This window comes from Rhizobium sp. CBN3 (assembly GCF_030518245.1).
Taxonomy (GTDB): Bacteria; Pseudomonadota; Alphaproteobacteria; order Rhizobiales; family Rhizobiaceae; genus Rhizobium; species Rhizobium aethiopicum_A.
Window position 1 is genome coordinate 137,236 of the sequence record NZ_JAULSE010000003.1, and the last position, 21,050, is coordinate 158,285.

At 61.2% G+C, this 21,050-nt stretch carries 18 protein-coding genes; 11 read left to right on the forward strand and 7 right to left on the reverse strand.

Features of this window, described 5'->3' with window-relative positions; genetic code table 11:
* Nucleotides 1-57 precede the first annotated feature (57 nt).
* From QWJ46_RS06005 to QWJ46_RS06015, 3 genes are all read right to left on the reverse strand, one after another.
* Complete coding sequence (locus tag QWJ46_RS06005) at nucleotides 58-1,359, reverse strand: murein L,D-transpeptidase (RefSeq protein WP_302749803.1); 1,302 nt, start codon at nucleotides 1,357-1,359, stop codon at nucleotides 58-60.
* 436 nt (nucleotides 1,360-1,795) lie between these two features.
* On the reverse strand, nucleotides 1,796-2,311 hold the full coding sequence (locus tag QWJ46_RS06010; protein ID WP_004673822.1) for a MarR family winged helix-turn-helix transcriptional regulator: 516 nt from the start codon (nucleotides 2,309-2,311) through the stop codon (nucleotides 1,796-1,798).
* A gap of 129 nt (nucleotides 2,312-2,440) precedes the next feature.
* Complete coding sequence (locus QWJ46_RS06015; protein ID WP_097598436.1) at nucleotides 2,441-2,878, reverse strand: DUF6163 family protein; 438 nt, start codon at nucleotides 2,876-2,878, stop codon at nucleotides 2,441-2,443.
* 131 nt (nucleotides 2,879-3,009) lie between these two features.
* On the opposite strand from QWJ46_RS06015, the gene hemB reads away from it, so the two are divergent.
* The 6 genes from hemB (at nucleotide 3,010) to QWJ46_RS06045 (ending at nucleotide 7,435) form a co-directional block, all read left to right on the forward strand.
* Nucleotides 3,010-4,023, forward strand: a complete 1,014-nt coding sequence (gene hemB / locus QWJ46_RS06020) for a porphobilinogen synthase (protein ID WP_302749808.1) — start codon at nucleotides 3,010-3,012, stop codon at nucleotides 4,021-4,023.
* Nucleotides 4,024-4,097: 74 nt separating this feature from the next.
* The gene (locus QWJ46_RS06025) at nucleotides 4,098-4,556 is read left to right on the forward strand and encodes an RDD family protein (protein ID WP_064801688.1); all 459 of its coding nucleotides are present in this window, start codon (nucleotides 4,098-4,100) and stop codon (nucleotides 4,554-4,556) included.
* A 196-nt stretch (nucleotides 4,557-4,752) separates the two neighbouring features.
* The gene (locus tag QWJ46_RS06030) at nucleotides 4,753-5,529 is read left to right on the forward strand and encodes an arginyltransferase (protein WP_088395785.1); all 777 of its coding nucleotides are present in this window, start codon (nucleotides 4,753-4,755) and stop codon (nucleotides 5,527-5,529) included.
* A gap of 355 nt (nucleotides 5,530-5,884) precedes the next feature.
* Entirely contained in the window at nucleotides 5,885-6,769 is an 885-nt protein-coding gene (locus tag QWJ46_RS06035; protein WP_302749809.1) for a DMT family transporter, read from the forward strand.
* 55 nt (nucleotides 6,770-6,824) lie between these two features.
* Complete coding sequence (locus tag QWJ46_RS06040; protein WP_302749811.1) at nucleotides 6,825-7,046, forward strand: AbrB/MazE/SpoVT family DNA-binding domain-containing protein; 222 nt, start codon at nucleotides 6,825-6,827, stop codon at nucleotides 7,044-7,046.
* Nucleotides 7,046-7,435, forward strand: coding sequence for a type II toxin-antitoxin system death-on-curing family toxin (locus QWJ46_RS06045; protein WP_302749812.1), 390 nt, complete (start codon nucleotides 7,046-7,048; stop codon nucleotides 7,433-7,435). The genes QWJ46_RS06040 and QWJ46_RS06045 overlap by 1 nt, the downstream gene beginning before the upstream one ends.
* Here QWJ46_RS06045 and QWJ46_RS06050 read toward each other — a convergent pair.
* A complete protein-coding gene (locus QWJ46_RS06050; protein ID WP_184453111.1) occupies nucleotides 7,425-7,883 on the reverse strand; it encodes an SRPBCC domain-containing protein in 459 nt (152 codons plus the stop codon). The two genes, QWJ46_RS06045 and QWJ46_RS06050, sit on opposite strands and share 11 nt — an antisense overlap.
* Nucleotides 7,884-8,106: 223 nt before the next feature.
* Nucleotides 8,107-10,362 carry a DNA topoisomerase IV subunit A gene (parC, locus tag QWJ46_RS06055; RefSeq protein WP_302749813.1) on the reverse strand — a complete coding sequence of 752 codons (2,256 nt, stop codon included), beginning with the start codon at nucleotides 10,360-10,362 and terminating at the stop codon, nucleotides 8,107-8,109.
* A 234-nt stretch (nucleotides 10,363-10,596) separates the two neighbouring features.
* Here parC and QWJ46_RS06060 point away from each other — a divergent pair, with 234 nt between their 5' ends.
* Nucleotides 10,597-11,784, forward strand: coding sequence for a hypothetical protein (locus tag QWJ46_RS06060; RefSeq protein ID WP_302749814.1), 1,188 nt, complete (start codon nucleotides 10,597-10,599; stop codon nucleotides 11,782-11,784).
* A 140-nt stretch (nucleotides 11,785-11,924) separates the two neighbouring features.
* Here QWJ46_RS06060 and aspS read toward each other — a convergent pair whose 3' ends face one another.
* Nucleotides 11,925-13,715, reverse strand: coding sequence for an aspartate--tRNA ligase (gene aspS, locus QWJ46_RS06065; protein ID WP_302749815.1), 1,791 nt, complete (start codon nucleotides 13,713-13,715; stop codon nucleotides 11,925-11,927).
* A gap of 255 nt (nucleotides 13,716-13,970) precedes the next feature.
* On the opposite strand from aspS, the gene QWJ46_RS06070 reads away from it, so the two are divergent.
* The 4 genes from QWJ46_RS06070 (at nucleotide 13,971) to QWJ46_RS06085 (ending at nucleotide 19,242) form a co-directional block, all read left to right on the forward strand.
* Nucleotides 13,971-15,362 carry a multicopper oxidase family protein gene (locus tag QWJ46_RS06070; protein WP_302749816.1) on the forward strand — a complete coding sequence of 464 codons (1,392 nt, stop codon included), beginning with the start codon at nucleotides 13,971-13,973 and terminating at the stop codon, nucleotides 15,360-15,362.
* 131 nt (nucleotides 15,363-15,493) lie between these two features.
* The gene (gene rnd, locus QWJ46_RS06075) at nucleotides 15,494-16,639 is read left to right on the forward strand and encodes a ribonuclease D (protein WP_302749817.1); all 1,146 of its coding nucleotides are present in this window, start codon (nucleotides 15,494-15,496) and stop codon (nucleotides 16,637-16,639) included.
* Nucleotides 16,640-16,715: 76 nt separating this feature from the next.
* Complete coding sequence (locus QWJ46_RS06080; protein ID WP_184453123.1) at nucleotides 16,716-17,777, forward strand: adenylate/guanylate cyclase domain-containing protein; 1,062 nt, start codon at nucleotides 16,716-16,718, stop codon at nucleotides 17,775-17,777.
* 106 nt (nucleotides 17,778-17,883) lie between these two features.
* The gene (locus tag QWJ46_RS06085) at nucleotides 17,884-19,242 is read left to right on the forward strand and encodes an esterase-like activity of phytase family protein (RefSeq protein ID WP_302749818.1); all 1,359 of its coding nucleotides are present in this window, start codon (nucleotides 17,884-17,886) and stop codon (nucleotides 19,240-19,242) included.
* 278 nt (nucleotides 19,243-19,520) lie between these two features.
* Here QWJ46_RS06085 and ppx read toward each other — a convergent pair whose 3' ends face one another.
* A complete protein-coding gene (gene ppx, locus QWJ46_RS06090) occupies nucleotides 19,521-21,041 on the reverse strand; it encodes an exopolyphosphatase (RefSeq protein ID WP_302749819.1) in 1,521 nt (506 codons plus the stop codon).
* Nucleotides 21,042-21,050: the final 9 nt, after the last annotated feature.

A 21,050-nucleotide genomic window follows, 5' to 3' on the forward strand; every position in this document is an offset into this window, starting at 1 on the left:
ATAAAAAACCGCGCCCCCGAGGCGCGGTTCTCAAAATCACGATGCTGAGGTCGCCGCTTACTGAACCGGCTGTTCCATGCCGGCCGTGGTGTCGAGCGCGAGCTCGGCATTGCCATCCATCTGATAGATGTCGTCGCGGAACTGGACGATGCCGTCGGGCATGCCCCAGGCGGAGATGTAGACGAAATAGACCGGAACTTCGGTGGCGAGCTTGATCGGCGTGTTGACGCCGCTTGCGATCACCTGCTCCATCTGCTGGCGGTTCCAGCCCGGCGTCTCGCGCAGCAGCCAGGTCGACAGGTCGCGCACGTTCTGAACGCGGACGCAGCCCGACGATTCAAAACGCATGAGCTTGTTGAATAGGCCCTGCTGCGGCGTGTCGTGCATGTACTCGCCGTTCTTGTTGTAGAAGTTGATCTTCGTCGACGCCATGGCGTTGATCTTGCCCGGGTCCTGGCGGAACATCAGGTTCGGCGCCTCGCCGTTCCAGTCGACAGTCTCCGGAGAAACCTCGTTGCCCTTGCCGTCGATCAAGCGGATCGCGTTCTTTTCGAGATAGGTCGGATCCTTGCGCATCAGCGGCATGATGTCCTTTTCGACGATCGAGCGCGGTGCGGTCCAGTAGGGGTTGAGGATGACTTCGTAGATCTTCGAATTGACGAGATGCGTCGGCCGGCTGAGACGGCCGACGACCGCGGTGTGGCGCGTCGCAACGCTGCCGTCTTCGACAGCCTCGACATAGGCGGCCGGAATGTTGACCATCAGATGGCGGCGGCCAAGATCTTCCGGGAAGGTCTGCAGGCGGACCAGGTTGGTGTTCAACTGCTGCAGGCGGACATCGGCCGGAATGTTCATCGCCTTCAGCGTGAATTCGCCGAGAACGCCGTCGGACGGCAGGCCGTGACGCGCCTGGAAGCGCTTGACGGCACCGTCGACATAGGAATCGAAGGCGTTCGACATGCCTGCTTCGCGCGGCAGGTCGCCGGTGATCGCAAGGCGCTGGCGCAGCGCCTGGACGGCGGGAGAGGAAACGCCGAGCTGCAGGCGCTGATCACCGGGATTGACTTCAGGCCAGCCGCCGGCGGCCGCAATCTGCTGATACTGCATGATCGCCTGCTGGGCACTCGCGACCGACTGGGGACCGAGGATCGGCGTGTTGGAAACGACGGCGGTCGCCGTGCGCGAAGCCGCCTTCGCATCGAACTGGTCGTCCCAGTTGCCGCGGCGCGGTGCGTTGATCAGCGTATCGAGCGCCGACTGCGCCAATGCCGGCGCGGCCATCACGCTGGCGCCAATCGTTGCCGCGGACGCAAGGAAAGCGCGGCGCGAGAGAGCTTCATTTCCGTTTTTCTTCGACATAGTCCCAACCACCGAATGCCACGATAAGAGAAGCCGCGGCTCTTTGCGAAATCACTGCGCTTTAACGCAGATCCCATCCATTCGTTCTCCCGGCACATCGGAATATTCCGCCCGTCGCATCACAAGATCGCGATGCGAAAATCTGAACGTTCCTGGTCCATTGAAAGCGCCGGTTGCTAACCTTCCGCTGCCACACCAATATGGCCAATTCGTGTTGCCTAGACTGCAGATAGCAGCCTATAGCCGAGTCATCACGCAACGAACCATGTGACGAGGTAAATCGTGCCGGTTAATAACGGCTAAAAAACGGCTTGAATACCGGCCCTTACGCTTGCCTGCCATGCGTTGCAAAGATGCCACGCGGGGCGCAAACGGCAAAACCGGACGCGCAGGGAACGCATCCGGTTTTCTCAACCCTGAAAGGAGGTCGAGGGTCTTAGAGGCGATACATGATCGAGTCGTTCCAGAAGCGGTCGAGCCGCTGGAGCAGCTTGTTCATCTGGGTGAACTCGTCGGTGCCGATGCCGCCGACCTTGTCGATCGAGGCGATGTGGCGTTCGTAGAGCTTGGCGACCGTTTCGGCGATGTCCTGGCCGGTTTCGGTCAGGCTGATGCGGACCGAGCGGCGGTCGATACGGGAGCGCTGGTGGTTGATAAAGCCGAGGTCGACCAGCTTCTTGACGTTGTAGGAAACGTTGGAGCCGAGATAGTAACCCCGCGAGCGCAGCTCGCCGGCGGTCAGCTCGGAATTGCCGATGTTGAAAAGGAGCAGCGCCTGGATGGCGTTGACGTCGCTGCGACCCTGACGGTCGAACTCGTCTTTGATGACGTCGAGAAGACGGCGGTGAAGACGTTCGACAAGATGAAGGGATTCCATGTAAAGATCACGGATGCCCTGATCCTGCTGGTCACGGAAGTTGGATACCGCCTGCGGCTTGATTTTCGTGTTCATATTGACTGCCTCACTGTTTGTTTGGCGGTGTCGTTTTCTTCCCGCCTTGAGTGAGACCCTATCGAATACATATAAAATTCGACTTAAACCGCAGGCTTAATGGAGCCTTACCGGAAACTCCACGTTGTCTCAGGGTAAATCAACACTTACCTGGCGGCGGTGCCGGCGCTTTTCCAGCCAGAGCAACAGGCGGAAAATGCAGTAGACCACGGCGACCATGAGATGCAGCAGGATGATCAGCTTGTTGGGCCCGAAAATGTCAGGCAGCAGACCATACATCAGGATCTGCCCGCCTGCGGCAAGCACCCAGATAACAGGCCCCCAGGAGACGGTGAGCCAGAGGCCGAGCGAGGCGACGGGGAAAAGCACGGCAAGGCTGGTGCTCGCCACCTTCCACGGCAGGCTCAAAAGATCGAAGCGGCCGGCGCCGACCAGAGAATAGCCGACGAGCATCGCCCAATATTGCAGACCGAACCAGAAGCAGGATACGGCCACCAGCCTCAGGAAGAGGATGAAGAGAAGATCCGCCAGCGTGCGTTTCGGTATTGTCGGGGAATCGGTTTCCATGGCGCAAACATCGGTTCGGGATCGGATCGTTACAAGCAGTTTTTCCGCCGCGGCCAATCGTCCGGTTTGGATTTTCCGGGCGCCATGATAATGAGCGCTCCGATAAATGGAATGGGCCAGGGATAGATATCATGCAGGATAAGACGCATCTCGTCGACGACATCACCGGCCATCGCCGCATGCGGCGCAATCGCAAGGCAGACTGGACGCGCCGGCTGGTGCAGGAGAACCGGCTGACGGTCGACGACCTGATCTGGCCGATCTTCATCGTTCCGGGCTCCGGTATCATCGATCCGATCCCGGCGATGCCCGGCGTCAACCGCATGAGCATCGACAAAGCCGTCGAGGCCGCGCGCGAAGCGGCCGACCTCGGCATACCGGCGCTGGCGACCTTTCCCAATATCGAGATGGAGCTGCGCGACGAGACCGGCTCGAACAGTCTCGAGGCCAACAATCTGATCAATCAGGCGACAGTGGCGATCAAGAAGGCGGTGCCCAATATTGGCGTCATCACCGACGTCGCGCTCGACCCCTTCACCAGCCATGGCCATGACGGCATTCTGAGAGACGGCGAGATCGTCAACGACGAGACGGTCGATCAGGTGTCCAGCGCCGCCGTGATGCAGGCCGATGCCGGCGCCGACATCATCGCCCCATCGGAGATGATGGACGGGCGCATCGGCGCAATCCGCATGGCGCTCGATGCGGCCGGCCACCAGGGCGTCGGCATCATGAGCTATGCGACGAAATTCGCTTCCGCCTTCTACGGTCCCTATCGCGAGGCGATCTCGACGGGCGGGCTGCTGAAAGGCGACAAGAAGACCTATTATATCGACCCGGCCAACGGCACCGAGGCGATCCGCGACGCCGCCCTCGACGTCGAGGAAGGCGCCGACATGCTGATGGTCAAGCCCGGCCTGCCCTATCTCGACATCTGCTGGCGAATGAAGGAGGCCTTCGGCCTGCCAACCTTCGCCTACCAGGTGTCCGGCGAATATTCGCAGATCAAGGCAGCGGCGATGAACGGCTGGATCGACGGCGAACGGGCGATGCTTGAGACGCTGCTGTCGTTCAAGCGGGCGGGATGCGACGGCATTCTCACCTATTTCGCGGTCGAGGTGGCGAAAATTCTCGCAAAGAGGTGATTTCGGGGCGAATGATTGTATTTCGCCCCGCCGACACCATATCAGCGGCGTCGCTTTTGCGAGAGGAGATTGAGATGAGCTACAACCCCAATCCGCTTTATGCCGCACCGGAGGACTGGCGCGCCTATAGCGGCGTGTTGAGCCGCCGTGTCTTTGCCTTCATCCTCGATTACCTCATCGTGGCACTGCTGTGCATTCCCGCGGCGATCGTTCTGTTCTTCCTGTCGATCGTCACGCTCGGCCTCGGCTTCTTCCTCTACCCTGCCCTCTTCGTCATCGTCGCCGGCCTTTACTTCGGCCTGACCGTCGGCGGGCCGAGCCAGGCTTCGCTCGGCATGCGGGCAATGGGGATCGCGATCGTGCGCGTCGACGGCCGGCCGATGGATTTCCTGACGGCGATCGTGCATCTGGCGCTGTTCTGGATCCTCAACTCGGTACTGACGCCACTCATCCTCCTTGCCGGCCTGTTTATCGAGCGCAGCCGTCTCATCCACGACCTCCTGGTCGGCACGGTGACTGTGCGCACTGCCTGAGGCCTGCCTGCCTGAGATCCTGGCGGCGGAGACGAAAAAGTCTCCGCCTTCCCCTGTACCGGGGATCACGACGCTCCATATCCAAGATTAGAAGACTGAAATGGAGGGCGAAGACCGCCGCGCTGTTGACGTTTTCTATTCTTAGGTCATGCTGTCAGAAAACGGCACTGTCTCGACAAGGAAATTTCCGCGACACATGAATACGCAGACGACGCCATCCCCGCAGTTTTATCTGACGGCTCCGGCTGCGTGTCCGTATCTGCCGCATGAGATGGAGCGCAAGGTCTTCACCCATCTGGTCGGCCCGCGGGCCGCCGAAATGAACGACATCCTCACCCAGGGCGGGTTCCGCCGCTCGCAGAACATCGCTTACCGCCCGGCCTGCGAATCCTGTCGCGCCTGCGTTTCCGTGCGGATTCTTGCTCAGGAATTCGAACCGACGAAATCGATGAAACGGGCGCTTGCCGCCAATTCCGACGTCATCGCCACCGAATTCGCAGCCCAGCCTTCCAGCGAGCAATATTCACTGTTCCGGCGCTATCTCGATTTCCGGCACCAGCAGGGCGGCATGTCCGACATGACCGTGCTCGATTATGCGATCATGGTGGAAGACACGCATGTGAACACGCGAATCATCGAATACCGCCGGCGCGAGGAAGGCTCCGGGCTGGAGGAGCGGCCGAAGGGCGAGCTGCTTGCCGCCGCACTGACCGACACGATGAGCGACGGCCTGTCGATGGTCTATTCCTACTTCAATCCGGCGCTCGAGCGGCGTTCGCTCGGCACGTTCATGATTCTCGACCATGTCAGGCGCACGAAAGCGCTCGGTCTGCCGCATGTCTACCTCGGCTATTGGGTTCAGGGATCACGGAAAATGGACTATAAGACCCGTTTCCAGCCGCAGGAGCATCTGACCCCGCGCGGCTGGGAACGTTTCGACCCCTCCTCCATGCCCGAAAGCACCCACGATTAGAGCCTTTCCTGGTCAGTTTGAAGCATTCTGCCGGAGCAGGTTTTCGCCAGGGCAAAGGCGATTGGCGACGGGCATACCCCCAGGTACGTCCGAGCCGATCGCCTTTGATCCTGGAGGAAAGATGCCCGCCCACCGGCCGCACCGCTTCGCCGCGGCGAAGCGACAAGTGCGTCCGGCGATTCTGGAGTCTTGCAGATTTGCCAGGCAAATCTGCGGGAGGGTTGGCTGAAACGGGCCGGCTGATCGACCGGCCGTCTTGGCCGTAGAGCTTAGCTACGACGCGCGCCGGCCGATCGACCAATCCGACTCCGTTTGAGCCAACAGAATGCTTCAATCTGACCAGGAAAGGCTCTAAATGTTCCCCACTGCTCTTTCCGATCATCGGAAAGGCCTGTTGCTGACGGCGATCGGCGGGCTGGCGCTTTCCATGGATATCCCGCTCGTTCGCCTTGGCGACGGCGACATCTGGTCGATTCTCGGAGTGCGGAGCGCAGCAACGGTTGTCGCCACGCTCGTCATATTAGGAGCAATGCGCCTTGTATCGGGCAAATGGCCGGTGCTCGTTCCAGGGCGACCCGGTCTGATCGCCGGTCTGCTCTACGGTCTCTCTTCCCTCACCTTCGTGCTGGCCGTCTTCAACACGGCCACCGCCAATGTCGTCTTCATCGTCGCCTTCAACCCGATGTTCGGGGCTCTTCTTTCCTGGATTTTCCTCAAGGAGAAGCCCCCGGCCGCAACGCTGGTCGCCATGCTGTTCATGGTCCTCGGCGTCGGATTGATCGTGAGCGAAGGACTTTCCAGCGGCCATGTTTTTGGCGACGCCATGGCGCTTCTCAGCGCGCTCATTCTTGCCGCAGCCATTACGGTCGGGCGTGCCTCGCGCCGGAAAATGGGCTTCGTGCCGCTGCTTGCCGCCATCCTGCCGGCTGTACTCGGCCTCACGCAGGCTCTGCCCTCAGGGCTTGCCATCGCCCATCCAGGCTGGATCCTCCTCAACGGCGCCATCGTGATGCCGGTCGCCTTCTGGTGCCTGGCGACAGGGCCACGTTATCTGTCCGCGCCTGAAGTCGGCATGTTCTATCTCTTGGAAACGGTGCTCGCGCCGATCTGGGTCTGGCTGATTTTTGCCGAAACGCCCGTAACGACGACGCTCGTCGGCGGCGGCATCCTGACGGCGACAATCGCCGCGCATTCCCTCTGGATGGCGCGGCGGAAGAGCATCATGCAAGTCTCGATGTGACGTTGTCGCCCGCTCGGCACCGTGTTATAACGGCGTTACCACAGAGGACAGAGCGATGAACGTCACGATCCGTAAGATCGGCAATTCCGAGGGTGTCATCATCCCCAAAGAGGTTCTCGATCGCCTCGGATTAAAAACAGGCGACTCGCTGGAACTGCAAATGGAAAACGGCGGCATCAATTTGAGGCCGGCTGACGAAGATTTGTCTCGTCAGCTCGAGGCGGCACGACATTTCATGGACAAGTATAAAGTCGCTTTGAAGAGGCTGGCCGAATAATGGCCTTCAAATTCCTGACAAAGCCATTGGTGGAGACTCTGCAGACAATGCAGATCGAGCGCTTCGGCGGGCTTGCCGGGTTGCGTGACGAGGGCGCTTTGGAATCCGCCCTCGGCCGGCCGATGCATCAGGCCAATCACGGTTGCGACGATGTCATCGAACTCGCCGCAGCGTATCTTTTCGGCCTCGCCCGCAACCACGCATTCGTCGACGGCAACAAGCGCATCGCGATCGTCACCGCCGGTGTATTCCTTCTCGAAAATGGCTACGAGATGGAGACCACCGACGCCAATCTCTACGCTTTCGTCCTTGCCATCGCCGCCGGCGAGATTGACGAGGAAGGTGCGACGCGCTTTCTGCGTGACTTCAGCCTGCCGCTCAACCGGTAGCCTTCAACTGCTGCTGTTCCAGTTCCCTGCCGAGCGCTTCGACGACATGTGCCCAGCCTTGCCGTGTTTTCTCCTCGTGTGCGGCCCATTCGGCGCACATTTCGTGAGTCAATGTCAGGCGGCTGCCGCCGCCGAGAGGCTCGATGTCGATTTCGACGCGATCGCAATTGTGGTCGTGCTCCTCGACGGAAAAGCTGAAGACCATGCGTTGCGGGCGCTTCAATTCCAGGAAGACGCCCTGATGGAAGGCGTCGCCGGTCGGGCGGCGGTCGACGACGAAGAAACGGCCGCCGACGCGCGGATCGATATCGGCACGGATGACGTGACCATCATCGGTCGCAAACAGGAAGCGGCGGGCAATTTCGGGGTTAAGCCAGGCGTCGTAGACCACAGCGGGCGGGGCCTTGTAGGTCTGGCTGACATGCAATTTGATGGTGCTGGCGGGCATCGATTTTCCTCCGGTAGGGGCACGCGCGCCTTCCCGAAGCGCAACGAACCACAGCCGTTCCGTCCGCCCACGCAACCGGCCTTCTCTTATTTTTGATAACAGCAATGAGATAGAGAAGTTCCCGCGCCCGCCAAGAGCCGAGCGCGGAATTTAATTCGACAGAAAATCAAGGTGTTACGGCAGTCCTTTGCGCACCTGAACAGGCGCGCAGCGCTGTAAAGCCTCAGCCGGCAAATTTGCCGCTGCGCGGGAAGCCCTTCGGTACGGTGCGGCCGGCGCTGGCGCGGTCGCCCAGCCATTCGGCGAGCTCGTCCTTGCTCTTCGTGAAGGTGCGGCCTGCGCTGTCTTCCCAGACGAGGCCGTCTGAGATCGCGAAGCAGCGGACGTCGGAAATGCCGCCATCCTTGTAGCGCTGCAGGCGCACGCCCTTACCACGCGACATTTCCGGCACCTGCGCGAGCGGGAAGACCAGCAGCTTGCGGTTTTCGCCGACGACGGCGACATGATCGCCGCTAACCGGCACCAGCAGCTGCGTTTCCTCCGGCAGCGCGACATTCATGATCTGCTTGCCTTTGCGCGTATTGGCGACCAGCTCCGCCTCTGGAACGACGAAGCCATTGCCGGCCGTCGAGACGATCAGTTGCTTGCGCGAGGAATCTTGGACGAAGGCGGTCAGCACCGCCTGGTCGTTGTCCATGTCGACCATGATACGCAACGGTTCGCCATGGCCGCGACCGCCCGGCAGCTTGTCGCCACCGAGCGTGAAGGCCTTGCCGCCTGTCGTGACGATCAGGATCTTGTCGGTCGTCTGCGCCGGGAAGGCCATTTTCAAGCCGTCGCCTTCCTTGAAGGTCAGCGTCGCCGTGTCGGCGATGTGGCCCTTCAGGGCGCGGATCCAGCCCTTTTCGGAAATGACGACGGTGATCGGTTCCTTCTCGATCATCGCCTGCTGGATCGCCTCTTCATCGGCCTCAGGCGCTTCGGCGAACTGGGTGCGGCGGCGGCCGACCTCGGTCGCCTTGGCGAATTTCTTCTTCACCTCGCCGATTTCCCAGGCAACCGTCTGCCACTGCTTGTCGTCGGAAGCAAGCAGCGCCTCGATCTCGCTCTTTTCCTTGGTGAGTTCATCGAACTCCTTGCGAATCTCGAACTCTTCCAACTTGCGCAAGGCGCGCAGCCGCATGTTGAGGATCGCCTCGACCTGATTGTCGGTCAGATCCCATCGCGCCATCATGACGGGCTTCGGCTCGTCTTCCTCGCGGATGATCCGGATCACCTCGTCGATGTTGAGGTAGGCAATCAGAAGACCGCCGAGGATTTCAAGACGTTTTTCGATTGCGGCCAGACGGAAGCGCGACCGGCGCTGCAGGACCTCGCGGCGGTGGTCCAGCCATTCCTTGAGCACCTCGTTCAGTGCCATGACTTTGGGGATGCGTCCCATGGACAGGACGTTCATGTTGAGCGGGAAGCGGCTTTCGAGCTCCGTCAGCTTGAACATCGATTCCATCAGGATCGTCGGATCGACACTGCGCGACTTCGGCACCAGGACGACTCGGATGTCCTCGGCCGATTCATCGCGGATATCTTCCAACAGCGGCAGCTTGCGGGCGATCAGCAGCTCGGCGATCTTTTCGATCAGCCGCGACTTCTGCACCTGGAAGGGAATTTCGGTAATGACGATCTGATAGCCGCCGCGGCCGAGATCCTCGGTCTGCCATTTCGCCCGCACGCGGAAACCGCCGCGGCCGGTGCGGTAGCTCTCGATGATGCTGTCGCGGCTGTCGATGATGATGCCGCCTGTGGGGAAATCCGGGCCGGGGACGAACTCGACAAGCTTTTCGACGGTCGCATCCGGATGTTTGATCAGATGCAGGGCGGCGTCGCAAAGCTCGTGGGCATTGTGCGATGGGATCGAGGTCGCCATGCCGACGGCGATGCCGGAGGAGCCGTTGGCGAGCAGGTTCGGGAAGGCGCCAGGAAGCACAACCGGCTCAGAATTCGATTCGTCGTAGGTGTCGCGGAAATCGACGGCGTCCTGATCGATGCCTTCGAGCAGCAGTTCGGAGACCGCCGTCATCTTCGATTCGGTGTAACGCATGGCGGCGGGGCTGTCGCCATCGATATTGCCGAAATTGCCCTGGCCGTTGACCAGCGTGTAGCGCTGCGAGAAATCCTGGGCGAGACGGGCAAGCGCGTCATAGATCGACTGGTCGCCGTGCGGGTGGTAGTTACCCATCACCTCGCCGACGATCTTGGCGCATTTGCGGAAGGCCGAGGTCGGCCTCAGCCCCATCTCGTTCATGGCATAGACGATGCGGCGATGGACGGGCTTCAGCCCGTCGCGCACGTCAGGCAGCGCGCGATGCATGATGGTCGACAGCGCATAGGCGAGATAGCGCTGCTCGAGCGCCGCCTTGAGGTCGACCGGCTGGATGTTGTCGTCGTCTCCGCCGGAGGGCGGCAAAATCTCTTGTCCCATGGGTTCTGACTAGCCCAGAAGTGGCCGGCGGGCAAGGAATCCGGGCCATTGCAGCTGTGGATGAAGTCTTGGCACCGACATCAAAGGATGAGACAAACGTTCCGCCGCAATTTGGACTTCGTTTGCCGTTCCTTTCAACGGAAATTTAGAAGTCCGTAAATATAAAGCGGGCCCAATCCGTAGTAGCGTAACTGCAGATTTTAGAACCGCCACACGCCACCAGAGGAATCACCCATGAACTTTTACCGGACAACGCGGCTGATGCTGTCGGGCGCCGCCTTTTTCTCGCTCGCCGGCTCGGCCTTCGCTTTCGATGGCACCGATCTGCTGAACAAGATCAATGCCGCTTATGCCGCACAGGGCGGGACCATTGCAGCTGAGAACATCGACATCGACGGCACGACCGTGACCTTGAAGAATGTCACCCTCAAGCCGACCGGCGGCGAAAGCCTGCCCATCGGCGAAATCACCCTTTCCGGCGTCGAAGAAGACGAGGACGGCGGCTATTACATCGAAGAAGCTGCCTTCCCCGACATCAACAAGACCCAAGACGGCGTGACCGTGACGGCGCAGGAGCTGACGCTCGGCGGCATCTCCGTGCCGGCAACGGCTGGCGGCGATACGCTCGATACCATGATGCTTTACGAAACCGCCCATACCGGCCCGCTGAAGGTGGTCAAGGACGGTGCGGAAGTGTTCTCGCTGCTCCAAACCGACATGAACCTGACGCTGCGCGAAGACGAATCCGGCTTCGATTTCGACGGCGCCTTCAAAAGCATGAAGGCCGATCTCAGCAAGGCCGAAGACGCGCAGAGCAAGGACGCGATCGAGAAGCTCGCCCTGCAGCACGTCCAGGGCGATATTACCATGAAGGGCGCCTGGGAACTCGCCCCCGGCACGATCGATATTTCGGAATTCGCCTTCGACTTCACCAACATCGGCAAGCTGAATCTTGGCTTCAAGATCTCGGGTTACACGATGGCTTTCATGAAATCGATGCAGGATGCGATGAAGGAATCCGAAGCCAATCCAAACAAGGAACAGTCGCAGCAGGCGCTCGGCCTTGCCATGCTCGGCCTGATGCAGCAGCTGTCCTTCGAGGCCGCACAGGTGCGTTTCGAAGATGCGTCGATCACCAAGCGTGCGCTGGATTATGCGGGTTCGCAGCAGAACATGTCCGGCAAGCAGATGGCGGATTCGCTGAAGGCGATGACGCCGATCATGCTGGCGCAGCTTAATATCCCGGAACTGCAGAACGCCGTTTCGGCCGCGGTCAACACCTTCCTCGACGACCCGAAGAGCCTGACCGTCAAGGCCGCTCCCGAAAAGCCGGTGCCGTTCCCGACGATCGTCGGTGCTGCCATGGGCGCTCCGAACACGCTGCCGCAGGTGCTCGGAGTCAAGGTTTCGGCCAACGACTGACCGCTTGGCTTTCTTCATGGGAGCAGGCTCGGCAGTTCCGCTGCCGAGCCTTTCTATTTCCGGCATATGCAGGCATTGGCACAAATGAAAAGCCCGGCGATTGCGATCGCCGGGCTTTCTCATTCGACAATGATCCGAACTCAGTCCTTCTTGACCGGCGGGATCGGCCGGATCGCGAGCTCGCGCAACTGCGTCGGCGTTGCCGGGCTCGGCGCGCCCATCAGCAGATCCTGGGCCTGCTGGTTCATCGGGAAGAGCGAGATTTCGCGCAGGTTCTTCGCGCCGACGAGCAGCATGATGATGCGGTCGATGCCGAAGGCAGCGCCGCCATGCGGGGGCGCGCCATACTGGAAGGCGCGGTAGAGGCCGCCGAAGCGGTCCTCGACGTCCTGCTGGCTGAGGCCGATCTTCTCGAAGGCGGCAACCATGGTTTCCGGCGACTGGTTGCGGATCGAACCCGAGGCGATCTCGAAGCCGTTGCAGACGGCGTCATACTGGAAGGCCTTGATCGTCAAAGGATCCTGGTTCTGCAGTGCGTCGAGGCCACCCTGCGGCATCGAGAACGGGTTATGGGCGAAATCGACCTTCTTCTCTTCCTCGCTCCATTCGAAGAAGGGGAAGTCGACGATCCAGCAGAGTTCGAAGCGGTCGCGGTCGACGAGGTTGAGCTCTTCGCCGGCCTTGGTGCGGGCCTCGCCCGCAAACTTATAGAATTTTTCCGGCTCGCCGGCGACGAAGAAGCAGGCGTCGCCGTCACCGAGACCGAGCTGGGTCCGGATTGCATCGGTGCGCTCCTCGCCTATGTTCTTGGCAAGCGGTCCGGCGCCTTCGAGCTTCTCACCTTCCTTGCGCCAGAAGATGTAGCCGAGGCCCGGCTGGCCCTGGCTCTGCGCCCAGGTGTTCATGCGGTCGCAGAAAGCGCGCGAGCCGCCCGTTCTGGCCGGGATCGCCCAGATCTGGACCTTCGGGTTGGAGGCGATCATGCCGGCGAAGACCTTGAAGCCGGAACCGGCGAAATGCTCGGTCACCGCTTCCATGACGATCGGGTTGCGCAGATCAGGCTTGTCGGAGCCGTATTTGCGGATCGCCTCGTCATAGGGGATGCGCGGCCATTCCTTGGTGACCGGCTTGCCTTCGGCAAACTCCTCGAACACCTTGGTCATCAGCGGACCCATCGTGTTCCAGACGTCTTCCTGGGTGACGAAGCTCATTTCGAGGTCGAGCTGGTAGAATTCGCCCGGCAGCCGATCGGCGCGCGGGTCTTCGTCACGGAAGCACGGCGCAATCTGGAAGTAGCGGTCGAAACCTGCGACCATCAAGAGCTGCTTGTACTGCTGCGGCGCCTGCGGCAGGGCGTAGAAGGTGCCGGGGTGAATACGGCTCGGCACGAGGAAGTCGCGCGCGCCTTCCGGCGAGGAGGCCGTCAGGATCGGCGTGCTATACTCGGTGAAGCCCGCGCCGCTCATTTCACGGCGCATGGCCGAAATCACCTGGGTGCGCTTGACGATGTTCTTGTGCAGGGTTTCGCGGCGAAGATCGAGGAAGCGATACTTGAGGCGAACGTCTTCCGGATAGTCGGGTTCGCCGAACACCGGCAGCGGCAATTCCTTGGCGGCGGAGAGCACTTCGATTTCCTGCGCGTAGAGCTCGATTTCGCCGGTCGCCATGGTCTTGTTGACGGTGTCTTCGGTACGGGCCTTGACGAGGCCGTCGATGCGGATGACCCATTCGCCACGCACGGTTTCCGCCGTCTTGAAGGCGGGGCTATCCGGGTCGGCGACGACCTGGGTGATGCCGTAATGGTCGCGAAGATCGATGAAGAGAACGCCACCATGGTCGCGAACGCGATGGACCCAGCCGGCGATGCGGACGGTCGAGCCGACATCCGTCTTGCGGAGGGCGGCGCATGTGTGGCTGCGGTAGCGATGCATGATCTCAAATCCTGGCATGTGGCTGAAGACGGCAGCAGGGGTTCTAAGACCCTCCCGCGCCGACAAGAAAATCGGGCGGAAAAGCGCATGGACGCTCCGATTTGTCAAGGCTTAGCGCGCCCCGCCCCTGGGTTTGGCATGCGTTTATGGCGAGGCTGCGACCCGCAGGCTGCGGCAGTTTGGCCGCGTTTCCCGTATTGATGAAGATGCGGCTCAACTTTAGAAGGATCGGCATTCTCGTCCTGGAGCCTCTGCATGCCTCTGCTGACCCGCCGCAACCTTCTGAAGGCATCCGCCGTCGCCGGCGCCTATGGCGCCGGCATCGCCGTTGCCGGCAAATTCGGGCTTGCCGAGGCGGCGCCGGAACCGCAGCTGCTGACGGCTGTGAAAACGGAGGCCTTGCTGACCGAGGCGGGTCCGACCAGAGATGTCATGAGCTGGGGCCATGACGGCATGCCGCCGGCTCTGAGGATGACCAAGGGGCGGCCCTACGCGGCAAGGCTGAAAAACGGGCTCGATGAGCCGACCACGATCCATTGGCACGGGCTTCGCATCGACAACCGCATGGATGGCGTGCCCTTCGTGACGCAGCCCTATATCTATACCGGCGACAGCTTCGACTATGTCTTCACGCCGCCCGATGCCGGCACCTTCTGGTATCATCCGCATTGCAACACGCTGACGCAGATGGGACACGGCATGACCGGCATGCTCGTCGTCGAGGATCCGGCCGATCCGGAGTTCGACGCGGAGGTGCTGCTCAATCTGCGCGACTGGCGGCTCGGAGGCGACGGGCAGTTCATCGCGCCCTTCCGGCCGCGCGACGCTGCCAAGAGCGGCACCTACGGCACGGTGCGCACGGCCAACTGGCGCCGGGAGCCGCAATATGATGCGCCGGCCGGCGGGCTGGTGCGGCTGCGCATTGCCATCACCGACGTGACGCGCATCTTCTCGCTGAAGATGGCGGGCGCCGATGCGACCGTTATCGCCATCGACGGCAATCCGGTGCCGAAACGCTTCCCTCTCGACCTCCTGCAGATCGGGCCGGGCCAGCGGCTCGATCTTGTGGTGCGCATGCCGGACGATGAAGGCGCCGTCGCGACACTGGAAGATATCCGCGGCACCGCCCCGAAGACGATCGCCAGCCTGCGTGCGGTCGGAGCATCGCTGAAGCGCGATATCGGCGATCTCGGGCCTCTTGGCCAAAATCCTGTTCCGAAGGCCGATCTTTCCGCTGCCGAACAGATCCCGCTGGTGTTGAGCGCCACTGCGGAAAATGCCGCCGTGGAGAGCATCTGCGGCACGCTCGGCTACAGCTTCTGGGCGATCAACAAGGTGCCGTGGCCCGGAGACACGCCCGATCCGACGGCGCCGCTGGCGGAACTGAAGCTCGGCAGGAGCTATGTCTTCAACCTCGAGAACACCACGCCGCACGCGCATCCGATCCACCTGCACGGAATGAGTTTCACGGTGATCTCCTCCTCGACGCGCGAGGTGATGCCGCTGGTGTCCGATACTTACCTCGTCCAGCCGGATGAGAAGGTGCAATTGGCCCTTGTCGCCGACAATGCCGGCGACTGGGTGCTGCATTGCCATATCATCGAACATCAGAAGACGGGAATGACCAGCTATATCAGAGTGAGCTGAAGCATTCGCCTTGCCTCAGTTTGGACGTGATTCTTCTTCAGCAATGCCCGAAGCCTGTGCTGTTGTATTGACATATCGAAGCGAAAGGAGAAGGAAGGTTCAACCAACCTTTTCCTTGCGAATGAATTGATATGATCGAAACCACCGCCGATTTGGCGGCCGCCTGCAAAGAGCTGGCCAAGTCCGACTTCATCACCATCGACACCGAATTCCTGCGTGAGACGACCTTTTGGCCGGAGCTCTGCCTGATCCAAATGGCAAGCCCGACATTGGAAGTTCTCGTCGATCCGCTGGCGAAGGGCATCGACCTCGCCCCCTTCTTCGAGCTGATGGCCGACACGAAGGTGTTGAAGGTCTTTCACGCGGCACGTCAGGACATCGAAATCATCTTCAATCGCGGCAATCTCATTCCGCATCCGATCTTCGACACGCAGGTCGCGGCCATGGTCTGCGGTTTCGGCGACAGCGTCTCCTACGACCAGCTGGTCAGCCGCATCAAGAATGTCCATATCGACAAGTCGTCGCGCTTCACCGACTGGAGCCGCCGGCCGCTCTCCGAAAAGCAGCTCGAATATGCGCTGGCCGACGTCACGCATCTGCGCGACGTCTACCTGTCGCTGAAGGCCGAGCTCGATCGCGAAGGCCGCACGTCGTGGCTGCGCGAGGAAATGGACATTCTCGAGGCGCGTGAAACCTACGACATGCATCCCGACGACGCCTGGCAGCGTCTGAAGATGCGCCTGCGCAAGCCGCAGGAGCTGGCGATCCTGAAATATGTCGCCGCCTGGCGTGAGCGCGAGGCGCGGGCCCGCAATGTGCCGCGTTCGCGCGTCTTGAAGGACGATGCGATCTACGAGGTCGCCCAGCAGCAGCCTAAGGATTCCGAAGCCCTCGGCCGCTTGCGCACCATTCCGAAGGGTTGGGAGCGCTCGGCCGCCGGGACGGCGGTCATCGAGGCGGTCAATGCGGCGCTCGCCCTTCCGAAAGCCGAGATGCCACATGTGCCTCGTCAGGCACAGGCCCCGGAGGGCGCAGCTGCCGCCGTCGAACTCTTGAAGGTGCTGCTGAAGCTGATCTCGGAAAAACATGGCGTGGCGCCGAAGGTGATCGCCAACAGCGAGGATCTCGACAAGATTGCCGCCGATGGCGAGAAGGCCGATGTCGCTGCCCTGCACGGCTGGCGGCGCGATCTTTTCGGCGAGCCGGCGCTGCAGCTGATCCAGGGTCAGATCGGGCTGCGTTTCGCCGGCCGAAAGGTTGAAACCGTCAGCCTCTGAAACCAAATCGAATTCGCTTGACGCTTTTTTCCCAGCTGAAACAATGACTGGAGGAAACCTCAGGCGAAGAGGCGGCATGCGGGAAATATCTCCAACGCAGAACTGGATCTTGATCGCGATCGTGCTGGCTGCCAGCGGCGTCGTCTACGATCTGATGTTCTACTCCAATCAGACGCCGGTCATCGGGGCGATCTTCGCGCTCTTTATCGGCATGCCGATTCTCGCCTTCGAGCGCAAAGTTCTGTTTCGTACCCTCTACCGACGCATCCAGAGGCTGCCGACCTTCCTGTTCATCATCACGGAACTGGTGATCTACGAGATCCTGATGAGCATCGGCTTCGCCTGCGCCGGCCTCCTGCTCTGGTCGCTCGGCATGCTGACGCCGTCGTCGCTCGTCGACCTCGTCATCATGCCGTTCGAGGTCTTCCTCTATGCGCTTGCCGTCTGCTCGGCACTGATCTTCATCCTGCGCGTGCGGGAATTGCTCGGCCGCGAAGTATTCGTCAGCATGCTCATCAGCCGCTATCGCAATCCGGTCAAGGAAGAGCGTGTCTTCCTCTTCATCGACCTCGTCGATTCGACTGCTTTTGCCGAAAAGCATGGCGACCTCAGAGCACAGCAGCTGCTGAGCTCGCTGTTTGCGACCTTCGCGGAACCGGTGCGGCGCCACAAGGGCATGATCAACGACTATGTCGGCGATGCGGCGATCATTACCTGGCCGCTTGCCCGCGGCGTCAAGGATGCGCGCTGTGTTCGCTGCATCTTCGATATTCTCGCCGATATCGAAGCCAATGCCGCCGGCTGGCGGAAAAAATACGGTCAGGTGCCGAAGCTTCGCGTTGCCCTTCATGGCGGCGAGATCATCACGGCGGAAGTGGGCGTCGATCACCACAAGATCAGCTATTTCGGCGATACGGTGAATACGACCGCCCGGCTGGAGACGCTCTGCCGCAGCCTGAACCGGCAGGTGCTGATCTCGGCGGAGCTGGCCCGGCGCATGACTTTTCCCGACGACATTTCTTGCGAAGATCTCGGGATCCATGCCGTCAAGGGACGCGGCCAGGCACTCGGCGTCATGGCGCTGTCCTCGCGTGCGGTGACCGTTCTGAACACGCCCGCAGTCGTTCTGCACGGCTGAGCAAGTCCATTTATCAGCCGTCACCAAAGCTTCACCCAACCGTCAATTCGCTGACACGGAAGCCCTGTTAAGCGGAAGCTATTCGCATCCGCTCCGTGGGGAAATTATGAAGAACGTCCTTTCTGCTTCCGTATCGCTTTTCATCCTGATTGCCGGCCCCGTTTCGGCCGACCAGCAGCAGTTCCCGGCCAAGCTCGGCGGCCAGGCGATCCTGCCAGCCAACACCATGGTCCCGGCTCCGGCCGACGCCCCCGAATTCCTCAAGCATTCCGGCAAGTTCACGACGCCGGACCGCAAGCGCACCGAAGCACTCGGCAGCGTTCCCGGCAAGGACGGCGCGCGCGTGACGGACCTCAAGCTTCCGTTCGACGGTCAGCCGATCCAGGGTTTCTCGGGCATCAAGACGATGGCCGACGGGACCTTCTGGACGCTCTCGGACAACGGCTTCGGTTCCAAAGCCAACTCTTCCGACTCCATGCTGTTCCTGCATCAGATGAAGTTCGACTGGACTGCCAACAAGGCTGAGGTCGTCAAGAACCTCTTCCTCTCCGATCCAAACAAGATCGCGCCTTTCCCGATCGTGCTCGAAGGCACAGAAAAGCGTTACCTCACCGGTGCCGACTTCGACATCGAATCGATCCAGCCGGTTGCCGACGGCTTCTGGCTGGGCGACGAGTTCGGTCCCTATATCCTCAAGGTCGATACCGAAGGTCGCCTGACGGACGTGATCCCGACGACGCTCGACGGCAAGCCGGTGCTTTCGCCCGACAACCCGCTGATCCAGCTGCCGGGCAATCCGGCCGCCAAGATGCCGGTCTTCAACCTGAAGCGCTCGGGCGGCTTCGAAGGCCTTGCCATGTCGAAGGACGGATCCAAGCTCTACGGCCTGCTCGAAGGTGCCATCTACAAGGATGACGGCACAATGGAAACGGCTGACGGCCATACGGCCATCCGCGTCATCGAATTCGACGCTGCCTCCAAGAAGTGGACCGGCCGCAGCTGGCTTTATCCGTTCGAAGACAAGGGTGTATCGATCGGTGATTTCAACATGCTCGACGACTCCACCGCTCTCGTCATCGAGCGCGACAGCGGCGCCGGCACCAGCGATAAGGCCTGCGCCGACCCGAAGCAGCCGAAGCCGGATTGCTTCGAAGCTCCGGCGGTGCTGAAGCGCGTCTACAAGATCGAGTTCAACGACGCCAATGTCGGCAAGGCCGTCCGCAAGATCGGCTATATCGACCTCCTGAACATCCAGGACCCCGACAACAAGAAGAAGGCCGGCAACAAGGACGGCGTCTACGACATGCCGTTCGTCACGATCGAAAACGTCGACCGCGTCGACGCCACGCACATCATCATCGGTAACGACAACAACCTGCCCTTCTCGGCCGGCCGCGCCGTCGACAAGGCTGATGACAACGAGTTCAGCCTGCTTGAAGTTGGCGAGTTTTTGAACGCGAAGTAATTGGGGGCTCTAATGTGAGATTGAGAGGGCGGCGCGTCAGTGCCGCCCTTGTTGTTGAGGGCGTGCCGTGCGGCACCCCCCTCTGCCCTGCCGGGCATCTCCCCCACAGGTGGGGAGATTGGCTGGGCGCAACGATTCCGCCATACAACACTGCTTAGCATCAGTAGGTTGCTGGAAAGGGACCGAGCGATCACCTCCTGCCAATCTCCACCCTTGTGGGGGAGATGCCCGGCAGGGCAGAGGGGGGGTGCCCCATGGCACAACCGCCGCGAATCAACCTACTCGAACCGAAACGCCAGCCTTTTGTTCGTCAGCCTCGACAGCTGCTGCAGGCGGCCGTCCAGGCGTTCGCCGGCGAAATCGCGATATTCCGGCGGTACGATGAATTCGAGGTCGAAGTCCGGGTTTGACGATTTGCGGAAGGTCAGGTTCTTGACGATGCCGGGCATGGAGGCGGAGAAGAGATAGACGACGCGCAGCATGCCGCCGAGCAGTTTGGCGCGGTCGATGAACTGAGGGGTCGCGATCTGCGCCAGCGGACCGGTGGCGCCGTCGTCATGCAGGCCCTCGAAACGGTAATAATTGGTGAGCGCGATGAAGGCGCGGCCTGGATGGCTGATGCCGACGAAGGAGGAGTGGGCGATGACGTTCAGCGCCTGCAGGCCGCGATAGTCGGGATGGGCGCGCCAGCTGATATCGGCAAGCAGACAGGCGGCCTGACGATAACGGCTTTCCTCTTCGGTTTCCTGGACGCCGAACAAGGGCATCATGCGGCCGGTCCATTCCGCCAGTTCGCGGGCATGCTCCGGCGAACGGGCACGCAGGATCGCCAATTCGCCTGCAGCGGCCAGCAGCGGGTCGGCGCGGCGCTCGGCCTCAGACAACAGCGAATAGAGATATCCCTCGCGCACGCCCTGCGCCGAGAAGGAAATCACCGACGGCTTCATGACGCTCAAGACTTCCTTCATGGCGATGGCGCCGAAAGGCAGCAGCGAACGGCGATGCTTGGAGACCGCCTGAAGGGCCGGTTCCTTGGAATCGCGCGCGGTGGCCACCTGATCGAGGAACAGCATCATCGCTTCGAGCGATACCTCATAACCCTGCATCATGTGCAGCGGATAATTGGTGATCTCCATGTGCAGCTTGGCGATGTTTCGCCAGGTGCCGCCGACGGCGTAGAAGGTGCGCCCCTCGCCGTTCGTCAAAAGCTTTGCCGTCTTCAGCTGCTTGCGGGCGAAGTCACGCGCTTTGGAAAGAGAACCGCCGGCATATTCCGACAGGCGCAAACCGCCGAGCGGCAGCGTAATGCCCTTGCCGACCTCCTTGCCCTTGATGTCGATCAATTCAAGAGAGCCGCCGCCGAGGTCGCCGGCAATGCCGTCAGGATTGAAGAAACCGCTGATGATGCCGAGCGAGGCGAAGCGAGCCTCCTCCTCGCCCGAGAGCACCCGGACGTGGCGCTGCAGGATCGTCTCGGCCTGATGGATGAAATCGGGGCCGTTGCTCGCCTCACGGGCGGCGGCCGTCGCCAGCACATACATGGTGGCGGCCCGCGCCTGATCGGATAGGGCCTTGAAACGGTGGAGCGCCGCCAGAGCCCGAGCGACGCCCTCTTCATCCATCTTGCCGGTGACGGCTATGCCTTTGCCGAGGCCGCAGAGGACCTTTTCGTTGAAGAGGATCGTAGGCGAACGGGACAGGCCTTCGTAGACGACAAGACGAATGGAATTCGATCCGATGTCGACGACGGAGACCGGGGCGATCCCTGGAAGGCGCCCCTGGGCTTCAGATTCAACCATATGGTCCAG